Here is a 14932-nt window from a genome sequence, read left to right on the forward strand (position 1 = left end):
TCCCGATCGCACCGCCGGACACGCTCACGCGACCGCCGGAACCTCATCGAGGACGACGCCCGCGCCCGGCAGTTCCGCGCGAGTGAGGCTGTCGCAGACGACCATGCGAAACGCACCCTCGGTCGTGAACAGCGCCTCGAGCAGCAGGTTCGTCATGGAGTGACCGGCGCGCACGCCCGTATAGTGACCGAGGATCGGCGCGCCTGCGAGCGCGAGATCGCCAAGCGCATCGAGCATCTTGTGGCGCACGGCCTCGTCCGCGTGGCGCAAACCGCCCGGAGACAGAACCTTGTCGCCATCCACCACGACCGCGTTCTCGTAGGTGCCGCCCAAGGCGAGGCCCTGCGCCTGCATCGCTTCGACATCGCGTTGGCGGCAGAAGGTGCGGCTGTCACACAGCTCACGCACGAAGCTGCCATTGGCGAGCGTGATCCGCTTGCTCTGCGTGCCGATGGCGGCATCTTCGAAATCGATGGAGAACGCCATCGAGGGCACCCGGCCCGGCTCCAGCATGGCCCAGCCTGCCCCGGTTTCGACCATGACGGGCTTCAGAACCTCAATCGCGCGCACCGGCGCGTTCAGCGTGCGAAGACCGCGCGCAAGGAATGTCTTGACGAAGGGCGCGGCGCTGCCGTCGAGGATCGGAACCTCAGGGCCATCGATCTCGATCATCGCGTTGTGGATACCCGTTCCGGCCAACGCGGCCATCAGATGTTCGATCGTTGAGACCGACACGCCCGCCGCGTTCACGATACGCGTGCAGAGCGGCGTCCGCTCCGCCGCGTCCCAGAGGGCGGGTATCAGGTTGTCGCCAACCATCACATCGACGCGCTTGAACCAGATGCCATGCTCGGCCACGGCCGGGCGCACGGTCACGCGGGCCGGACGGCCGGAATGCAAGCCGTGGCCTTCGAACGTTACCGGAGCTTTGAGCGTGGTCTGCAAGAGGTCGTACCTTCGGTCGATGGATCTGGGCGGAATAGAGACACTCCGTCCTTTGAGTGATCAGTTAACGACCGTGGTCCGCGCGCTCAAATCAAGTATTACAACCGACTGAAACATCGGCTGTAACACTTGGGCGAAGCACCGCCTAAACCTGGCAAATACCTGTTTATAATAGAAAAATGCCCCCGGAATACCGAGGGCATTTCAGCTCGTCGTGAGTGATTTTTGGCCTTAATTCGCCTGGCGACGGAGAAATGCCGGGATCTCGATGCGATCCTGATCCTCTTCTTCGTCGTGGTCGACGACCGGATCGGGCTGGCGCGCCTGGACCGGCGGCTGGGTGCGACGCGCGGGTGCGGCCTGCCCTTCGGAGGGGTGCCCGGTCATGCGGTTGATGAGCGAGTTGATCCCGAAGCGCGGGCGGTCAGCCTCGGCGCCGCGCTGCTGCGGTGCCGCCTGCGGCTGACGCGTGGCCTGGCGGCCGGCCGGCGCTTCGGAGCGCGCGCGGTTGGCGGCGGCCTGAAGGCGGGCCAGCGTGTCGGGCGACGGGCGTCCCGGCTCTCCGGAGCGGGGCGCGACATAGGCTTCGGGGTTCTGCTCGACCGCGTCCGCCTGCGGCTGGAACTCTGCGACACGCGGCTGGTAGGCCGGCGGCGGCAGACCGTCATCGTCCTGACGGGCGGCGGGCTGCTCTTCGAAGACATGCTCCATCTCGTCCTCTGCGGCAGCGCTCTGGCTGTCGAAATCAGAGAACAGCGAGGGCTCTTCGTCCTCGTAGGTGTCGTGTGAGACGCGCGCTGCGGCAGGCGCCGCGGCCGGAGCCGGTGCGGCGGCAGGTGCACTTTCCTCGACCTCGACAGCCTGCTTCAGCGGCTCGGAGAGCTTGCGGCGCGGCACCGGGGTCTCGGCGACCTCGGTCACGTCGATGCCGGTGGCGACAACGCTGACGCGCATCACGCCCTCGAGGTTATCGTCGAGCGTCGAGCCGACGATGATGTTCGCGTCCGGGTCGACTTCTTCGCGGATGCGGTTCGCGGCCTCGTCGAGCTCGAACAGCGTCAGATCGTGACCGCCAGTGATGTTGATGAGCACGCCCTTGGCACCGCGCAGGCTGATCTCGTCGAGAAGCGGGTTCGCGATGGCCTTCTCCGCGGCCTGGATCGCGCGATCCTCGCCATCTGCCTCGCCGGTTCCCATCATGGCCTTGCCCATCTCGTCCATCACGGCGCGCACGTCCGCGAAGTCGAGGTTGATGAGGCCCGGACGGACCATAAGGTCGGTCACGCCTTTCACGCCCTGGTAGAGCACGTCGTCGGCCATCGAGAAGGCCTCGGTGAAGGTCGTGCGCTCATTGGCGAGGCGGAAGAGGTTCTGGTTCGGGATGATGATCAGCGTGTCGACGACCTTCTGCAGCGCCTCGACGCCGTCCTCGGCCTGGCGCATCCGCTTGCCGCCCTCGAACTGGAAAGGTTTCGTGACGACACCGACGGTTAGAACGCCAAGTTCACGCGCTGCCTGAGCGATGATCGGAGCCGCGCCGGTGCCCGTGCCGCCGCCCATGCCGGCGGTGATGAAGCACATATGCGCGCCCGCGAGATGATCGACGATCTGCTCTATGCTTTCTTCGGCGGCAGCCGCGCCCACGGTGGCACGCGCCCCGGCACCGAGACCTTCGGTCACCTTCACACCGAGCTGGATCGTGGCCTGCGCCCGGCTCTGGCTGAGGGCTTGGGCATCGGTGTTCGCCACCACGAAGTCGCAGCCATCCAGCGACTTGTCGATCATGTTGTTTACAGCGTTCCCGCCTGCACCGCCCACACCGAACACGGTGATGCGCGGCTTGAGCTCGTCGTGCCCGGGCACGGTAAGGTTCAGAGTCATCGCTAATCCGCCTGCTTGTTGTGGGCCGATTTCCAGCCCTTTTTCGCCTATTTCCCCCAAGTATTATCGATGGCAGCGGCTTTCGTCACGCGAAAAACACGAAAATCACACCAAATATGGAAGAAAATGCTCCTCCATCTGCGGTATTTCGCCGATTTCGCGACATCTTGCGTTCACCAGTTATCCCGGAACCATTTCACGGCCCGCTGGAAAGACCGCGCGGGCAGTCGCTCCACCGGGATTTCGAAGTCCCACCATTCATCCTGGGGATGCGCGGCGAAGAGGCAGAGACCCACCGCGCTCGAGAAGCCGGGGCCGGTCGCGGCCTGCGGCAGGCCATGCACCCGCATCGGGCGACCGAGGCGCACTTGTTGGCCGAGGATCTTGGACGCGAGCCCGTCAAGACCGGGGATCTGGCTGCCAGCGCCTGTCAGCACGATCTGCTGGGAAGGCAGATGATCAAAGCCCGCCACGTCGAGGCGCACGCGCGCCTCCTCGAGGATCTCTTCGACGCGCGGTCGCATGATGCCGATGAGTTCGGCGCGGCTGACCGTGCGCCTGTCATGTTCCCAATCGCCGGTCTCTCCGCCGATTTCGATCATCTCGCGGTCGTCCATACCGGTCGCCACCACGCCACCGTAGAATGTCTTGATCCGCTCCGCCGTCGCCATCGGAACCTGCAGGCCCATCGAAATGTCGGAGGTGACGTGATCGCCGCCCATGCGAACCGCATCGGCGTAAATCATGTGTTTCTTCATGAAGACCGAGATCCCGGTCGAGCCGCCGCCCATGTCGATGCAGGCCGCGCCGAGTTCTTGCTCGTCCTCGACAAGCGCCGAGATCCCGCTCGTATAGGCCGAAGACGCCAGGCCCGCGAGCTCCAGGTCGCAGCGCTTCACGCAATGAGCGAGGTTCTGGATCGCCATCGCGTCGACGGTCAGCATATGCATGTCGGTCGCAAGTTCCTGGCCGATCTGCCCGCGCGGGTCGGAGAGGCCCGAGCGATGATCGAGCGCGAAGTTCACGGGCTGGGCGTGCAGAACTTCGCGTCCGTCGCCGAAATCGGGCACATCGCATGCGGACAGAACCCGCGCGACATCCTGCTCGCTGACTTGGGTGCCCTCGAGCTCCACCTGCCCCGCCAGGCCGTAGGAGCGCGGATCGGCCCCCGAAAGGCAGGCGATCACGTGATCGACCCGGATCTGCGCCATCTTCTGTGCGGCCTGCACTGCGGTCCGGATCGCACGCTCGGTCTCGCCCATCGAGGCGATCTCGCCGAAGCGCACCCCGCGCGAGCGCGTTGTCGCCGCGCCGATCACCCGGAAGCCCGACTGCCCGGCGAGAGATCCGATCCCGTCGCTGTCGAAATCCCGCTCGGTGCCATCGAAGCGCAGGATCAGGCAGGCGATCTTGGACGAGCCGACATCGAGGATCGCGATGACGCCTCGCTGCATCGCGGCCCGGCGCATGTTCCGCATTGCTCGCTGGGATTCATACAGCTCGATCATGGTCTTATCTGTCCCCTACCTCAATTTCTCTGATCCGCCGGAGTTCCTCCAGCGCGTATTGGCTGAGCCGTATCGTCGGCCGCTCAGCGAGCCGCAGGTCGACTGCAACGACATCACGCCCCAGCATGTCCACCGCCTGGTCCATCGCGATCGCCCGTTCCAACGCACGGACAGGGCCATCTTCCGGCAGCAGGATGCGCTGACCACGGTCAAGCACGACATCCCAGCGCCGCTCGCCGATCCGCTCCAGACCGCGGATCCGGTCGCCGAGAGGTCCCGCCGCGGAGAGAAGCCGAAGCGCCTGGCGCACATGCACATCCGCGCCTGTCCCCGCGATCACCGGCAAATTCGGATGGTCGGCGCGCCGTTCCACCGGGCCGGTCATCACGCCGTCGCGGTCGAGCAATTCCAGCCCTTTGGGATTGCGCCAGAGGACCACGGGCTCGCGCTCGATCACGTCGATCTGAAGGATGCCGCCCTGGCGCACGAAGAGGGTCGCGTTCTTCACCGCGTCGAGCCCGGTGATCGCCTCGCGCATCGTGTCAAGCTCGAGATCGAAGGAGCTCACCGGGAAATCCAGCGGCACGATCTCGCGAATGTCTTCCGCCACGCCGTCTGACGCGCCGTCGATGGCCATGAGCTTGACCATGAATTCGGGCCGCTGCTCCACCGCCGCGCGGGCATCGGAGATAGCGAGCAGCACCGCCTCGCGGTTACCTTCGACCGAGAACCACCACGTCGCCGCGCCGAAGGTCAGCGCGAAGGGCAGACCGATCCGCAAAAGCAGCCGGTAGACCGGTGTCAGCATCATGCGGTCGATGCGATACTTCAGTCGCGACGGCGCCGGATCGAACCTTGTCATCTGAGACATGAGGCGTCCTCCACCATCCAGGCGCAGAACTGGCCGAAGCTCATGCCGATCAGAGCCGCGTGTTCGGGCGACAGCGAGGTCGGGGTCATGCCGGGCTGGGTGTTCGTCTCGAGAAGCTTGAGCCCGTCGAGCCCCAGCGCGTCGTCCCAGCGGAAATCCGTGCGGGTGACGCCCCGGCAGCCCAGTGCCTCATGAGCGCGGAGCGCGTAGTGGAGGCAGGCGGCCGTAATCTCTTCGGGAAGCTCGGCGGGGCAAACGTGGCGCGAGCCGCCGGGGGCGTATTTCGCGTCGTAATCGTACCAGCCGTCGGTGACGATCTCGGTCACGCCAAGAGCGCGGTCGCCCATGACGGTCGTGGTCAGCTCGCGGCCGGGAATGAAGGCTTCGACCATGACGAGGGTCGGCATGTCGCTTGCCACCACCGGCGGCGCGTCACCCTCATGCACGAGGTAGATCCCGACCGACGAGCCTTCGTTATAGGGCTTCACCACGTAAGGAGGCGGCATGACATGGCTCTTGGCGACGGCGTCGGTCGTCACCAGAATGCTGTCGGCGACCGGCAAACCGGCGGCACGGTACACGTCCTTGGTGCGCTCCTTGTCCATCGCGAGAGCCGAGGCCAGGACGCCCGAATGGGTGTAGGCCCAACCCTGCCATTCCAGCAGACCCTGCACGCAGCCATCCTCGCCCCATCGGCCGTGGAGGGCGTTGAAGACGACATCGGGGGAAATCTCGGCCAGACGTGAAACGAGGTCGGAGCCCGCATCGACTTCGACCACCTCGAATCCCTCTGTCCGCAAAGCGGCGGCGCATTCCCTGCCGGAACTGAGTGAAACCTCGCGCTCTGACGAGGGCCCGCCCATGATCACCGCCACTTTCGGGGTTGTCCTGCTCGACATCCCGAAACTGCCTCTTTGTCGGGGCTTCGCCCCATTTTTGTGTCGCAACCTGCCTGGCGTTGCGTCTTTTGCGGGGCTTTGCGCCCTCTGTCAGGCTACGCGGGATCACCCACGCGCATGATTTCCCATACTAGCTCTATTCCGCTGTTTTGGAAAACCTTTTTTCGTACATCTTCTCCGAGTCTTTCGAGGTCGGCCGCGGTGGCATCGCCCGCGTTCAACAGGAAGTTCGAATGCTTCTCGCTCATCTGCGCGCCGCCGAGCCGCGCGCCACGCATGCCCGCATCGTCGATGACCTTCCAGGCCTTCAGATCCTGGATGTCATCCGCCTTGCCGGTCGAGGAAAATCCCGCCGGGTTGCGGAAAGTGGAGCCCGCGGTGCGCTCTTTCGTCGGCTGGCTCGCATCGCGCCTGGCAAGCTGGTCGGCCATCTTGGCCTCGAGCGCCTCGGGATCGCCCGCCGCGCCTTCGAACAGCGCCTCGACGATCACCCAGCCTTCTGGCAGCGCGCTCTGGCGGTATTGCAGGTCGAGATCGTCCTTGGGGATCGTCACGACCTTGCCATCCCGCGTCACCGCCGTGACCTCGATCAGGTGATCGGCCACGTAAGAGCCGTAGCAGCCCGCATTCATCCGCACCGCTCCACCGATCGCGCCGGGGATAGTACGCAGGAAGGTCAGATCGACGCCCGCCGCAGCGGCTTTCTTGGCGACCTGCGCATCGAGCGCGCCTGCGCCCGCACGCACACGGGTTCCCTCGATCTCCGTGCCGTTGAACCCGCGCCCGAGCCGGATCACGACCGCGCGCAGCCCTCCGTCTCGAACGATGAGGTTCGAGCCGACGCCCATCGGGAAGACAGGCACGCCCTGATCGAGATCGCGCAGGAAGTCCGCAAGATCCTCGCGGTCGGCCGGCTGGAAAAACCAATCCGCAGGCCCGCCGACGCGCAGCCAGGTGAGGTCTGAAAGCGGCCGGTTCGGGGTCAGCTTGCCCCTCGGTGTGGGAAGGTCGGTCATGGGGCGCTCATGCAGGATATGTGGGGCAAAGAGCAAGGGGGTCCCTGCCCCCCTCAAGCGCCAGCGCCGAACCGCCCCCGGACCCAGCGCAGAAGATATCGCACCGGCCAGCGCAGCACGCTTGCGCCCGCCGCAAGGGCGAAAAGGCCAATCCAGGGGCCGTTTTCGTAGGTGACATAGCCCAGAAGCGGGATGCCGACCGCGATCAGCAGGTAGGCGCGGGTCCAGTGGTTGTCGCGAGAGGGGATCATCGCGAGGATATTCGCCGTCAACGCCCAAATGAGCGCGAGGATCAGGGAGGTCGTCATTTCGGGATCTCCGGTCTTTCTCCCCGGGCGCGAGCCCAGAAGTAGCGCAGCGGATTTCGGAACATCGACAGGAACGCCGCCGTGCCGAGCGCGGCCCAGACCCAGCCGACCGAAAGGCCGATCCAGATCATCAGGATCGGCGCCGCGATCAGGAGCGCAATCCCCGGCATATATTGCCGCCGCATCGGCAGGAAGGCGGTCACGGCCGCGACCAGCACCCAAACGCAAAGGGCGAGGAGCGCCGGGGCCATCCCCTAGCCTCCAAGCCGTTTTGGCAAGCCGTTGGCCCATGCGCTGATCGTGCCCGCACCCAGGCAGACCACCATGTCGCCGGGCCCGGCATGGGCGCGAACGAGATCGGCAAGATCGTCCTCGCTCGTGATGCCTTGCGCGTTGCGGTGCCCGTGCCGGATCAGCCCCGCCACGAGATCATCGCGCGACGCACCGGGGATCGGGTCTTCTCCGGCGGCGTAGACGTCAGCGATGGCGACGACATCGGCATCGTTGAAGCACCCGCAGAAATCGTCGAAGAGGCTGGAGAGTCGCGAATAGCGGTGCGGCTGATGGACAGCGATCACGCGTCCCGTTGTCGCTTGCCGTGCGGCCTTCAGCACCGCCTGTATCTCGACCGGGTGATGGCCGTAATCGTCGATGATCGTCACGCCGCCAACCTCACCGACGCGGGTGAAACGGCGGTTGACCCCGCCGAAGGACGCGAGCGCGGCGCGGATCTCTTCGGTCTTCATGCCGAGATGGCGCGCCACCGCGACCGCAGAGAGCGCGTTCGACACGTTATGATCGCCGGGCATTGGCAGGGAGCAGCCTTCGATCGTCAGCCCCTCGGCCTGAAGCGCGATGTCGAACTGGGCGATGCCCGCCTCGTAACGCAGGTTAACCGCGCGCACATCGGCCTGCGTGTTGAACCCGTAGGTCACGACGCGCCGGTCGGTGATCCGGCCGACAAGGCGCTGGACTTCTTCATGATCGGTGCAGCAGACCGCGAGCCCGTAGAACGGGATGTTCGAGACGAAATCCGTGAACCCCTGTTTCAGCCGGTCGAAATCGCCCCAATGCTCCATATGCTCGGGGTCGATATTGGTGACGATGGCGATGGTCGCGGGCAGGCGATTGAAGGTGCCGTCGCTCTCGTCGGCTTCGACCACCATCCACTCGCCCTGCCCCATCCGGGCGTTCGAGCCATACGCATGGATGATACCGCCATTGATGACCGTGGGGTCGATGCCGCCCGCGACCAGAAGCTCGGCGACGAGCGTCGTCGTCGTCGTCTTGCCGTGCGTTCCAGCCACGGCGATATTCGATTTGAGGCGCATCAGCTCGGCCAGCATCTCGGCACGGCGCACGACGGGCAGGCCCGCAAGGCGCGCGGCGTCGAGCTCGGGATTGCCCGGCTTGATCGCCGAGGAGATCACCACGACCTCGGCATCGTTCAGGTTCTCCGCGCTCTGCCCCTCGAAGATCCGCGCGCCCAGGCTCTCGAGCCGGTCGGTGATCTTCGACCGCTTGAGGTCCGAGCCCTGCACGGAATAGCCAAGGTTCAGAAGAACTTCCGCGATCCCCGACATGCCGATCCCGCCGATCCCGGTGAAATGGATTGGCCCGACGTCGGTCGGCAATTTGGTGGCGGCGGCTGCGTTCATGGAATTACCTGTCCTTGTCTGCCAGCGCTTCGACGAGCTGGGCGAGTTCTTCGGCGGCGTCGGGCTTGCTGACGCTGAGCGCCGCCTGCGCCATCTGCGCGGCGCCTTGAGAATTCTGAAGCACGCTCAGTATCGCGTCGCGCATGGCCTCGACGGTGAGCTTGCTTTCGGGAATGCGGATCGCCGCGCCAGCTTCGGTGAGGCCGCGCGCATTCGCGGTCTGATGATCGCCCGTCGCCGCAGCGAAGGGCACGAGGATCGCGGGCCGGCCGATCACGCTCAGATCCGCGACGGACGATGCGCCCGAGCGCGAAATCACCAGCTGCGCCTCGCTCATCCGGGCGGGAATGTCGTGGAAGAAGGGCTGCACATCGGCATCTATGCCGTTCTCAGCATAGAATTCCGCGACGCGCGCACCGTCCTCGTGACGCGCCTGGTGACTGATCCGAAGCTGCGCCAGCATCTCCATCGGCAGCTCCGCGATGGCGGGCGGCACCACATCCGACAGGACGCGCGCGCCCTGACTGCCGCCGATCACAAGAAGCGACATCGGGTAATCGCCGGGCGGGATATAGCCCGCGCCCTGCCGCTCGTAGACGGCCATACGCACAGGATTGCCCGTGTGAATGCCCTCGACGCCGTCGGGCAGCTCGGTCGGCCAGGTCCCGCAGGCGACAGCATTGACGCGCTTGGCGAAAAGCTCGTTCACCCGTCCGAGAACGCCGTTCTGTTCGTGTATCATGCGCGGCAGCCGCAGAAGCGTCGCGGCACCGAGCGCCGGGATCGAGGGATAGCCGCCAAATCCGACAACCACGCTCGGCCGGTCACGCATCATCCTTGCGGCCTGCGCCATGACGCCGCCCGAGACGCGGAACGGCACGAGCGCCTTGGAGGCGATCCCGCCCCGCGCGAAAGTAGCCGAAGAGACTTCCTCGATCTCGACCGAATGGGGAAAGCCGCCGGTATAGCGCGCGCCCCGCGCGTCGGTGGACAGCTTCACGCGCCAGCCGCGCCGGAGCATGACTTCGGCGAGGCTCTGGGCGGGGAACATGTGCCCGCCTGTGCCGCCTGCCGCGATCACGAGAAGGGGTCGATCCGCCTTGCTCATTTCCTCGCTCCTTCCAAGGTCCGGGTTTCCGGACTAGCGCAACCGGCCTCGCAGGATATCGCCGATCTCGCCCTGCGGCCGGGTTCGGGTGAAGGCGAGAAGCATCCCCACGGCGATCCCCATCGCGATCAGCGAGGAGCCGCCGTAGCTCACGAAGGGCAGCGTCATGCCCTTGGCCGGCAGAAGACGCACCGCCACGCCCATGTTGATCATGGCCTGCACGCCGAACATGCAGGCCAGCCCCGTCCCGGCGAGCCGGATGAAGGGGTCGCGCTCCTTCATCAACCGCGCCAGCGACCGGACGACGACGAGCGCATAAAGGCAGATAATCAGGAGAACAAGGACGAGGCCATATTCCTCGGCGGCGACGGCGATGATGAAGTCGGTATGCGCGTCGGGCAGCGACCATTTCACCTGCCCCTCACCGACGCCGACCCCGAAGAAGCCGCCCTCCTGGATGGCATTCGTCGCGTAGCCGATCTGCGTCGTGGGGTCGATCTCCGGGCTCAGGAAACCGTCGATCCGGCGCGCGAAGTGCTCCGAATTGTTGTAGGCGACAGTCCCCGCGAGGATCACCAGCCCTGCCAGGGTGAGCAGCAGCACCATCGGCGCGCCGCCGACGAAATACATCACGCCCCAGCCGAAAAGGACAAGGCAAGCTTGTCCGAAATCTGGCTGCATGGCGAGCATGAGCACGATCGCCAGCGCCAGCGCGAAGGACCAGGCCCTCCCCGGAGGCCCGCCGATCTCCTGGCTTGCCGCGATGAGCCACGCCGCCGCGATCATGAATGTCGGCTTGAGGAACTCGGACGGCTGGAGGCTCGCGAAACCGAGGCTGTACCAGCGCATCGCGCCCTTGCCGAAATCCGTTCCGAAGAACGGCAGCAGCGCCAGCGCGATGAAGGAAAGGACAAAGCCCACCACCGCGAGACGCCGGATCGTGGAGGGTGCCATCAGCGAGGTCGCGAACATCGCGATCAGCGCCGCTCCGCCGAAGACCGCCTGCCGCTGCACGTAGTGGAAGGGTGCGAACCCGTTACGCTCTGCCAGAGGCGGAGACGCGGCAAGGCCCAGAAGGATGCCGATCGCGAACAGGATCAGTATGCAGGACAGCGACCACTTGTCGATCGTCCGCCACCATTTCGGCAGGATCGGCTCGCTGTCGCGCACCGGTACCGTGCCATATACCATCTCGGTCATGGAAAAACCGCCCGAATTTCTGCCTCAAACGCCCGGTTTTCCGGGTCTCGATGAAGAGCTTAGACAAATTCGGGCGGTTGCGCCAGTTTTATTAAAGGGTCACGGCGAAGCGCCCGCCCGTAAAGTTGACCGTCAGGCGGCCTTGCGCGTGCCGCGGGTCGGGTAATCCTTCTCGCGGATGAAGCCGATGCCCTTCGCGAGTTTCTGAAGGTCGGGACGCGCGAAGGGCGCGTTCGAGATATCGACGATCTGCAGGTGGCCATCGCCGTTCACCACGAAGAGCGCAGGCTCGGCGAAGGGGTGATCCGTCTCCTCCGGGCTGCGCGGATCGGAGACGTAGAGGCCCAGCGCCTCCATATCGCCCACGTTCAAGCTGTGCCCGAGCGGAACCGAGACGCCTGTCTCGTCCGCGAAGGCCCGCGCCTGCATGGCGCTGTCGGCAGAGATCGCGATGACGTCCAGGCCAAGTTCCTCGAAGCGCGGGGAGAGCTCGTCGAGCTCCTTGAGGTAGGATTTGCAAATCGGGCAGTGCAGGCCACGATAGACGACGATCAGCTGCCAATCATGACCGTTCGCGGGCACGCCGAGCGTGCGGTCTTCGCCCGCGAGCATGGCGACGCGGATCTCGGGAAGCGGGGTTCCGGGGGTGATGCGGGACATGGGATGGCTCCTGCGTAGTAGTGTCCATTTCACGCTGAAGCGCCCTGGGGCCCCTTTCGGTTCCGGCACAGGCCATGTGCGCCGGCCTATCCGGTCTGCGCCTTGATCTGCATCCAGATCGCGCCGGTGTCGATAAGGCTCCATTCCCGCCGAAGACCTTCCGGGTCGAACTCAGCCTGGCTCATGCCCATGATATGGACCTCGGCCCCGCTCGGCGCACCGAAAAGGCCGGGCCCGTCATGCCGACCGGCGAGGGACCAGCGCAGATAGGCGCGCGGTGACAGAAGCGGACTTTCCGATCCGAAGCGGTGCTGCACCTCGAAACGCGCCGAGGGAAAGGCCGCGCGCAGGCCGAGCCAGAATTCGCGCGTGCCCTCGGGACCAAAGGTCTGTCGCGCGCCCGGCAGCACGATCTCGGCACCGGGATCGACTTGCATGGCGAAGAGACCAAAATCCCCTTCCATCGCGCGGTCGAGAAGATCCGCCCAAGCCTGGGCCCAGCCATCGTCCGGCCCCCGCCCGGTATAGGCACCTGGCTCGTCGATGGCCGGACGGAACGGCGCGGTGTCGCGGTCATCCCAGCCCAGACGCGCCGCCGCCCATGTTTCGGGATCGAGACCCAGCGCGGCAAAGACCGCTTCGCTGTCGCGCAAACGCCAGATTTCCCCGATGCGCCCGCCTTTCGAGGCAGCCTCCATCAGGACGCGGTAGCGTACGGGGCGCGCGGCAGTCGGTCCGAACAGGCCCTGCCCGGCATAGTGTCCGTCGGCGATGAGGCGCACCGCCCCGACCTCGGTGCCGCCCGGCGCGGCAGCGGCAGCGCTATCTTCCACGATGAGGCGTCGGCCGGGAAAGGACGCGATGGGCTGCAATGCCGCGGTCGCGATGGCCACGCGGCCCTGCAGAACGTGATCAGCCCCGCGAAAGATGGCGTCCCGATGCAGATGCGTCTCGTAGAGTGCCCCGAAATCCGCGGCGCCCCAAATGCCCGGAACGATGCGCCGAAGCGTGTCCGCGAGATCGCCTTGTCCTGCCGTCCAGTCCTTCACCGCGCGCCCTCTTGCCTTGCCTGTCGCAAAGCTATGCGCGCGTGGTTAATCCGGGCTTAATCCCGGCAAGGATCGCGCCCAATCGGCAATCCGCTCAGCGACCGGGCTTGTCATCTCCGGCGACAGGATGTCCCCCGCAAGGACGTGGTTCATCGCTTCGGTCACGCCTTCGGGCACGACCCACATCTCCGTGGGCCCGCCCCAATTCGCTTCGACTTCACGCGAGATGCTCTGGTCCACAACCTGGTCGAGATCGGACAGAATGAAGAAAGCCGGGACATCGAGCGCGCCGTGATCGAGCCCGCGCGCCGCTTTCACTGTCTCGGCCATCGGCAGGAGCGCGGTCGTGGGATAGCGCGTTGTCCAGTAGCGCGCCTGCGCTTCGTTCGCAGGCAAAAAGGCCCGCTCCTCTCCGGCGAGGACCGGCGCCCAACTGCGCGCACCGGGCCATGTCAGGATCACCGAGGCGGGGTTTTTCACCTGGAAGTTGGGGCTGATCATCGCGATCCCGGCGAGGCCCTCGGCCAGTGCGGGATCGGCTGCGGCAAGCGTTGCGAGTGTCGCGCCCGTCGACGTGCCGATGACCAGGACGCGCTCTCCGATCGCGCGGCCGACCGCCATCGCCTCGGCCATGTCGGCCATCCAGTCCGTCATCGTCGCGTCGTCCATCGCCGACCCATCACGTCCGTGACCGGCGAGACGCGTGAAGAAGAGGTTGGCGCCTAGCGCTTCGGCCACGAGGTCGGGCATGGGCCGCGTCTCTTCGGAAGAGGCGGAAAAGCCGTGGACATAGACCACTGCCCAGTCGGTTGTCTCGCCCGATGCGCCTGCCCAGATTACGCGCTTTTGCGTTCCCTCCACGATACCGGGCACGCGTGCTTCCTGCGATGCGAGATATTCATCGACACCGCCCTCCAGACGCGCGGGATCGAAGGAGGCCTCGAGGCTCGTCGGCTCCTCCGGCGCAAGCCGCAACGTGATGCCCACCCCGACGAGCAAGAGAAGGGCAAGCCCCGCGAGCCATCTCATGCCGCGGACCGCGCGAGGCAGTCGACAATCGCGGCTTCGATCAGGGCAAGGTTGTCCGGCTCGGAAAAGCGGTGATCGGCCCCTTTCACGAAGCTCAGCCGCACATCCGGCCCGTCGATATAGTCAAGCAGCGCCAGCGCTGTCTCGCGCTTGACGGCCGCATCTTCGGTGCCCTGCAAAAGCCGGACCGGATAAAGCATCGGCAGCGCCGAACGCAGGACGAGATGTTCCCGCCCATCCTCGATCAGGGCCCGCGTGACGATATAGGGATCGCCGTAATCCGACGGCAGGGCGATCTGCCCGTCTTCCATGATGGTCCGACGCTCGTCTTCGGAAAAGCCTGCCCAGAACCCGTCTTCGGTGAAATCGGGCGCCGCGGCGATGCCGACGAAGCCCACGATGCTGCCGAGCCGCCTTGTCAGGATCGAGGCGATCCAGCCGCCCATCGACGAGCCGACCAGCAACACGGGCCCCGGCGCGGCATGGCGGATCACCGCCTCGGCATCCGCGGCCCATTGCCCGATCGTGCCCTCTTCGAACACGCCGCCCGACTGGCCGTGGCCGGAATAATCGAGCCGCAGGAAGGCGCGGCCTTCGGCCTTGGCCCATGCCTCGAGATGAACGGCCTTCGTGCCTTCCATGTCCGATTTGTAGCCTGACAGGAACACGACCGTCGGCCCGATGCCGTCCGTTTTCGCATAGGCAAGTCGCGTGCCGCCCGGCCCGTCCATCGTTTTGATTTCGCTCATGTCGCCTCCGACCGTTTCGTGCCGAAGATGCCCGGATCGTTGAAAAGAGGC

The 14932-nt window shown here is 65.7% G+C and carries 15 protein-coding genes; all 15 read right to left on the reverse strand.

Annotation, left to right across the window (positions count from 1 at the left end; genetic code table 11):
* Positions 1-24: 24 nt before the first annotated feature.
* Entirely contained in the window at positions 25-945 is a 921-nt protein-coding gene (gene lpxC / locus BM171_RS07055) for a UDP-3-O-acyl-N-acetylglucosamine deacetylase (protein WP_093010145.1), read from the reverse strand.
* Between the two features lie 231 nt (positions 946-1176).
* On the reverse strand, positions 1177-2826 hold the full coding sequence (gene ftsZ / locus BM171_RS07060; RefSeq protein WP_093010146.1) for a cell division protein FtsZ: 1650 nt from the start codon (positions 2824-2826) through the stop codon (positions 1177-1179).
* Positions 2827-2999: 173 nt separating this feature from the next.
* The gene (gene ftsA / locus BM171_RS07065) at positions 3000-4334 is read right to left on the reverse strand and encodes a cell division protein FtsA (protein WP_093010147.1); all 1335 of its coding nucleotides are present in this window, start codon (positions 4332-4334) and stop codon (positions 3000-3002) included.
* 4 nt (positions 4335-4338) lie between these two features.
* Positions 4339-5205, reverse strand: coding sequence for a cell division protein FtsQ/DivIB (locus tag BM171_RS07070; RefSeq protein WP_093010148.1), 867 nt, complete (start codon positions 5203-5205; stop codon positions 4339-4341).
* Complete coding sequence (locus BM171_RS07075; protein ID WP_175497510.1) at positions 5193-6104, reverse strand: D-alanine--D-alanine ligase; 912 nt, start codon at positions 6102-6104, stop codon at positions 5193-5195. The genes BM171_RS07070 and BM171_RS07075 overlap by 13 nt, the downstream gene beginning before the upstream one ends.
* Positions 6105-6199: 95 nt before the next feature.
* Positions 6200-7120, reverse strand: a complete 921-nt coding sequence (murB, locus tag BM171_RS07080; RefSeq protein ID WP_093010150.1) for a UDP-N-acetylmuramate dehydrogenase — start codon at positions 7118-7120, stop codon at positions 6200-6202.
* Positions 7121-7173: 53 nt separating this feature from the next.
* Positions 7174-7428: a DUF2484 family protein gene (locus tag BM171_RS07085; RefSeq protein WP_093010151.1), complete on the reverse strand. Its 255-nt coding sequence runs from the start codon at positions 7426-7428 to the stop codon at positions 7174-7176.
* A complete protein-coding gene (locus BM171_RS07090) occupies positions 7425-7679 on the reverse strand; it encodes a DUF2484 family protein (RefSeq protein WP_093010152.1) in 255 nt (84 codons plus the stop codon). Before BM171_RS07090 ends, BM171_RS07085 begins: the two co-directional genes overlap by 4 nt.
* Positions 7680-7682: 3 nt before the next feature.
* Positions 7683-9086, reverse strand: coding sequence for a UDP-N-acetylmuramate--L-alanine ligase (gene murC, locus BM171_RS07095; protein WP_093010153.1), 1404 nt, complete (start codon positions 9084-9086; stop codon positions 7683-7685).
* Positions 9087-9090: 4 nt separating this feature from the next.
* Positions 9091-10194, reverse strand: coding sequence for a UDP-N-acetylglucosamine--N-acetylmuramyl-(pentapeptide) pyrophosphoryl-undecaprenol N-acetylglucosamine transferase (locus tag BM171_RS07100; RefSeq protein ID WP_093010154.1), 1104 nt, complete (start codon positions 10192-10194; stop codon positions 9091-9093).
* A gap of 33 nt (positions 10195-10227) precedes the next feature.
* On the reverse strand, positions 10228-11394 hold the full coding sequence (gene ftsW / locus BM171_RS07105) for a putative lipid II flippase FtsW (protein ID WP_093010155.1): 1167 nt from the start codon (positions 11392-11394) through the stop codon (positions 10228-10230).
* A 132-nt stretch (positions 11395-11526) separates the two neighbouring features.
* On the reverse strand, positions 11527-12054 hold the full coding sequence (locus BM171_RS07110) for a redoxin domain-containing protein (protein ID WP_093010156.1): 528 nt from the start codon (positions 12052-12054) through the stop codon (positions 11527-11529).
* An 86-nt stretch (positions 12055-12140) separates the two neighbouring features.
* Positions 12141-13103, reverse strand: coding sequence for a nuclear transport factor 2 family protein (locus BM171_RS07115; protein ID WP_093010157.1), 963 nt, complete (start codon positions 13101-13103; stop codon positions 12141-12143).
* 45 nt (positions 13104-13148) lie between these two features.
* Positions 13149-14132, reverse strand: coding sequence for an alpha/beta hydrolase (locus BM171_RS07120; protein WP_093010158.1), 984 nt, complete (start codon positions 14130-14132; stop codon positions 13149-13151).
* The gene (locus BM171_RS07125; RefSeq protein WP_093010159.1) at positions 14129-14881 is read right to left on the reverse strand and encodes an alpha/beta fold hydrolase; all 753 of its coding nucleotides are present in this window, start codon (positions 14879-14881) and stop codon (positions 14129-14131) included. The genes BM171_RS07120 and BM171_RS07125 overlap by 4 nt, the downstream gene beginning before the upstream one ends.
* Positions 14882-14932 lie beyond the last annotated feature (51 nt).

The sequence above is a fragment of the Roseivivax halotolerans genome (genome assembly GCF_900115815.1).
Lineage (GTDB): Bacteria > Pseudomonadota > Alphaproteobacteria > Rhodobacterales > Rhodobacteraceae > Roseivivax > Roseivivax halotolerans.

Coding starts and splice junctions, on each gene's coding strand:
- BM171_RS07100 (WP_093010154.1), bottom strand. CDS start 10,194: ATGAGCAAGGCGGATCGACCCCTTCTCGTGATCGCGGCAGGCGGCACA.
- ftsZ (WP_093010146.1), bottom strand. CDS start 2,826: ATGACTCTGAACCTTACCGTGCCCGGGCACGACGAGCTCAAGCCGCGC.
- ftsA (WP_093010147.1), bottom strand. CDS start 4,334: ATGATCGAGCTGTATGAATCCCAGCGAGCAATGCGGAACATGCGCCGG.
- murC (WP_093010153.1), bottom strand. CDS start 9,086: ATGAACGCAGCCGCCGCCACCAAATTGCCGACCGACGTCGGGCCAATC.
- BM171_RS07110 (WP_093010156.1), bottom strand. CDS start 12,054: ATGTCCCGCATCACCCCCGGAACCCCGCTTCCCGAGATCCGCGTCGCC.
- BM171_RS07120 (WP_093010158.1), bottom strand. CDS start 14,132: ATGAGATGGCTCGCGGGGCTTGCCCTTCTCTTGCTCGTCGGGGTGGGC.
- murB (WP_093010150.1), bottom strand. CDS start 7,120: ATGACCGACCTTCCCACACCGAGGGGCAAGCTGACCCCGAACCGGCCG.
- BM171_RS07085 (WP_093010151.1), bottom strand. CDS start 7,428: ATGACGACCTCCCTGATCCTCGCGCTCATTTGGGCGTTGACGGCGAAT.
- BM171_RS07070 (WP_093010148.1), bottom strand. CDS start 5,205: ATGTCTCAGATGACAAGGTTCGATCCGGCGCCGTCGCGACTGAAGTAT.
- BM171_RS07090 (WP_093010152.1), bottom strand. CDS start 7,679: ATGGCCCCGGCGCTCCTCGCCCTTTGCGTTTGGGTGCTGGTCGCGGCC.
- ftsW (WP_093010155.1), bottom strand. CDS start 11,394: ATGACCGAGATGGTATATGGCACGGTACCGGTGCGCGACAGCGAGCCG.
- BM171_RS07075 (WP_175497510.1), bottom strand. CDS start 6,104: ATGTCGAGCAGGACAACCCCGAAAGTGGCGGTGATCATGGGCGGGCCC.
- BM171_RS07125 (WP_093010159.1), bottom strand. CDS start 14,881: ATGAGCGAAATCAAAACGATGGACGGGCCGGGCGGCACGCGACTTGCC.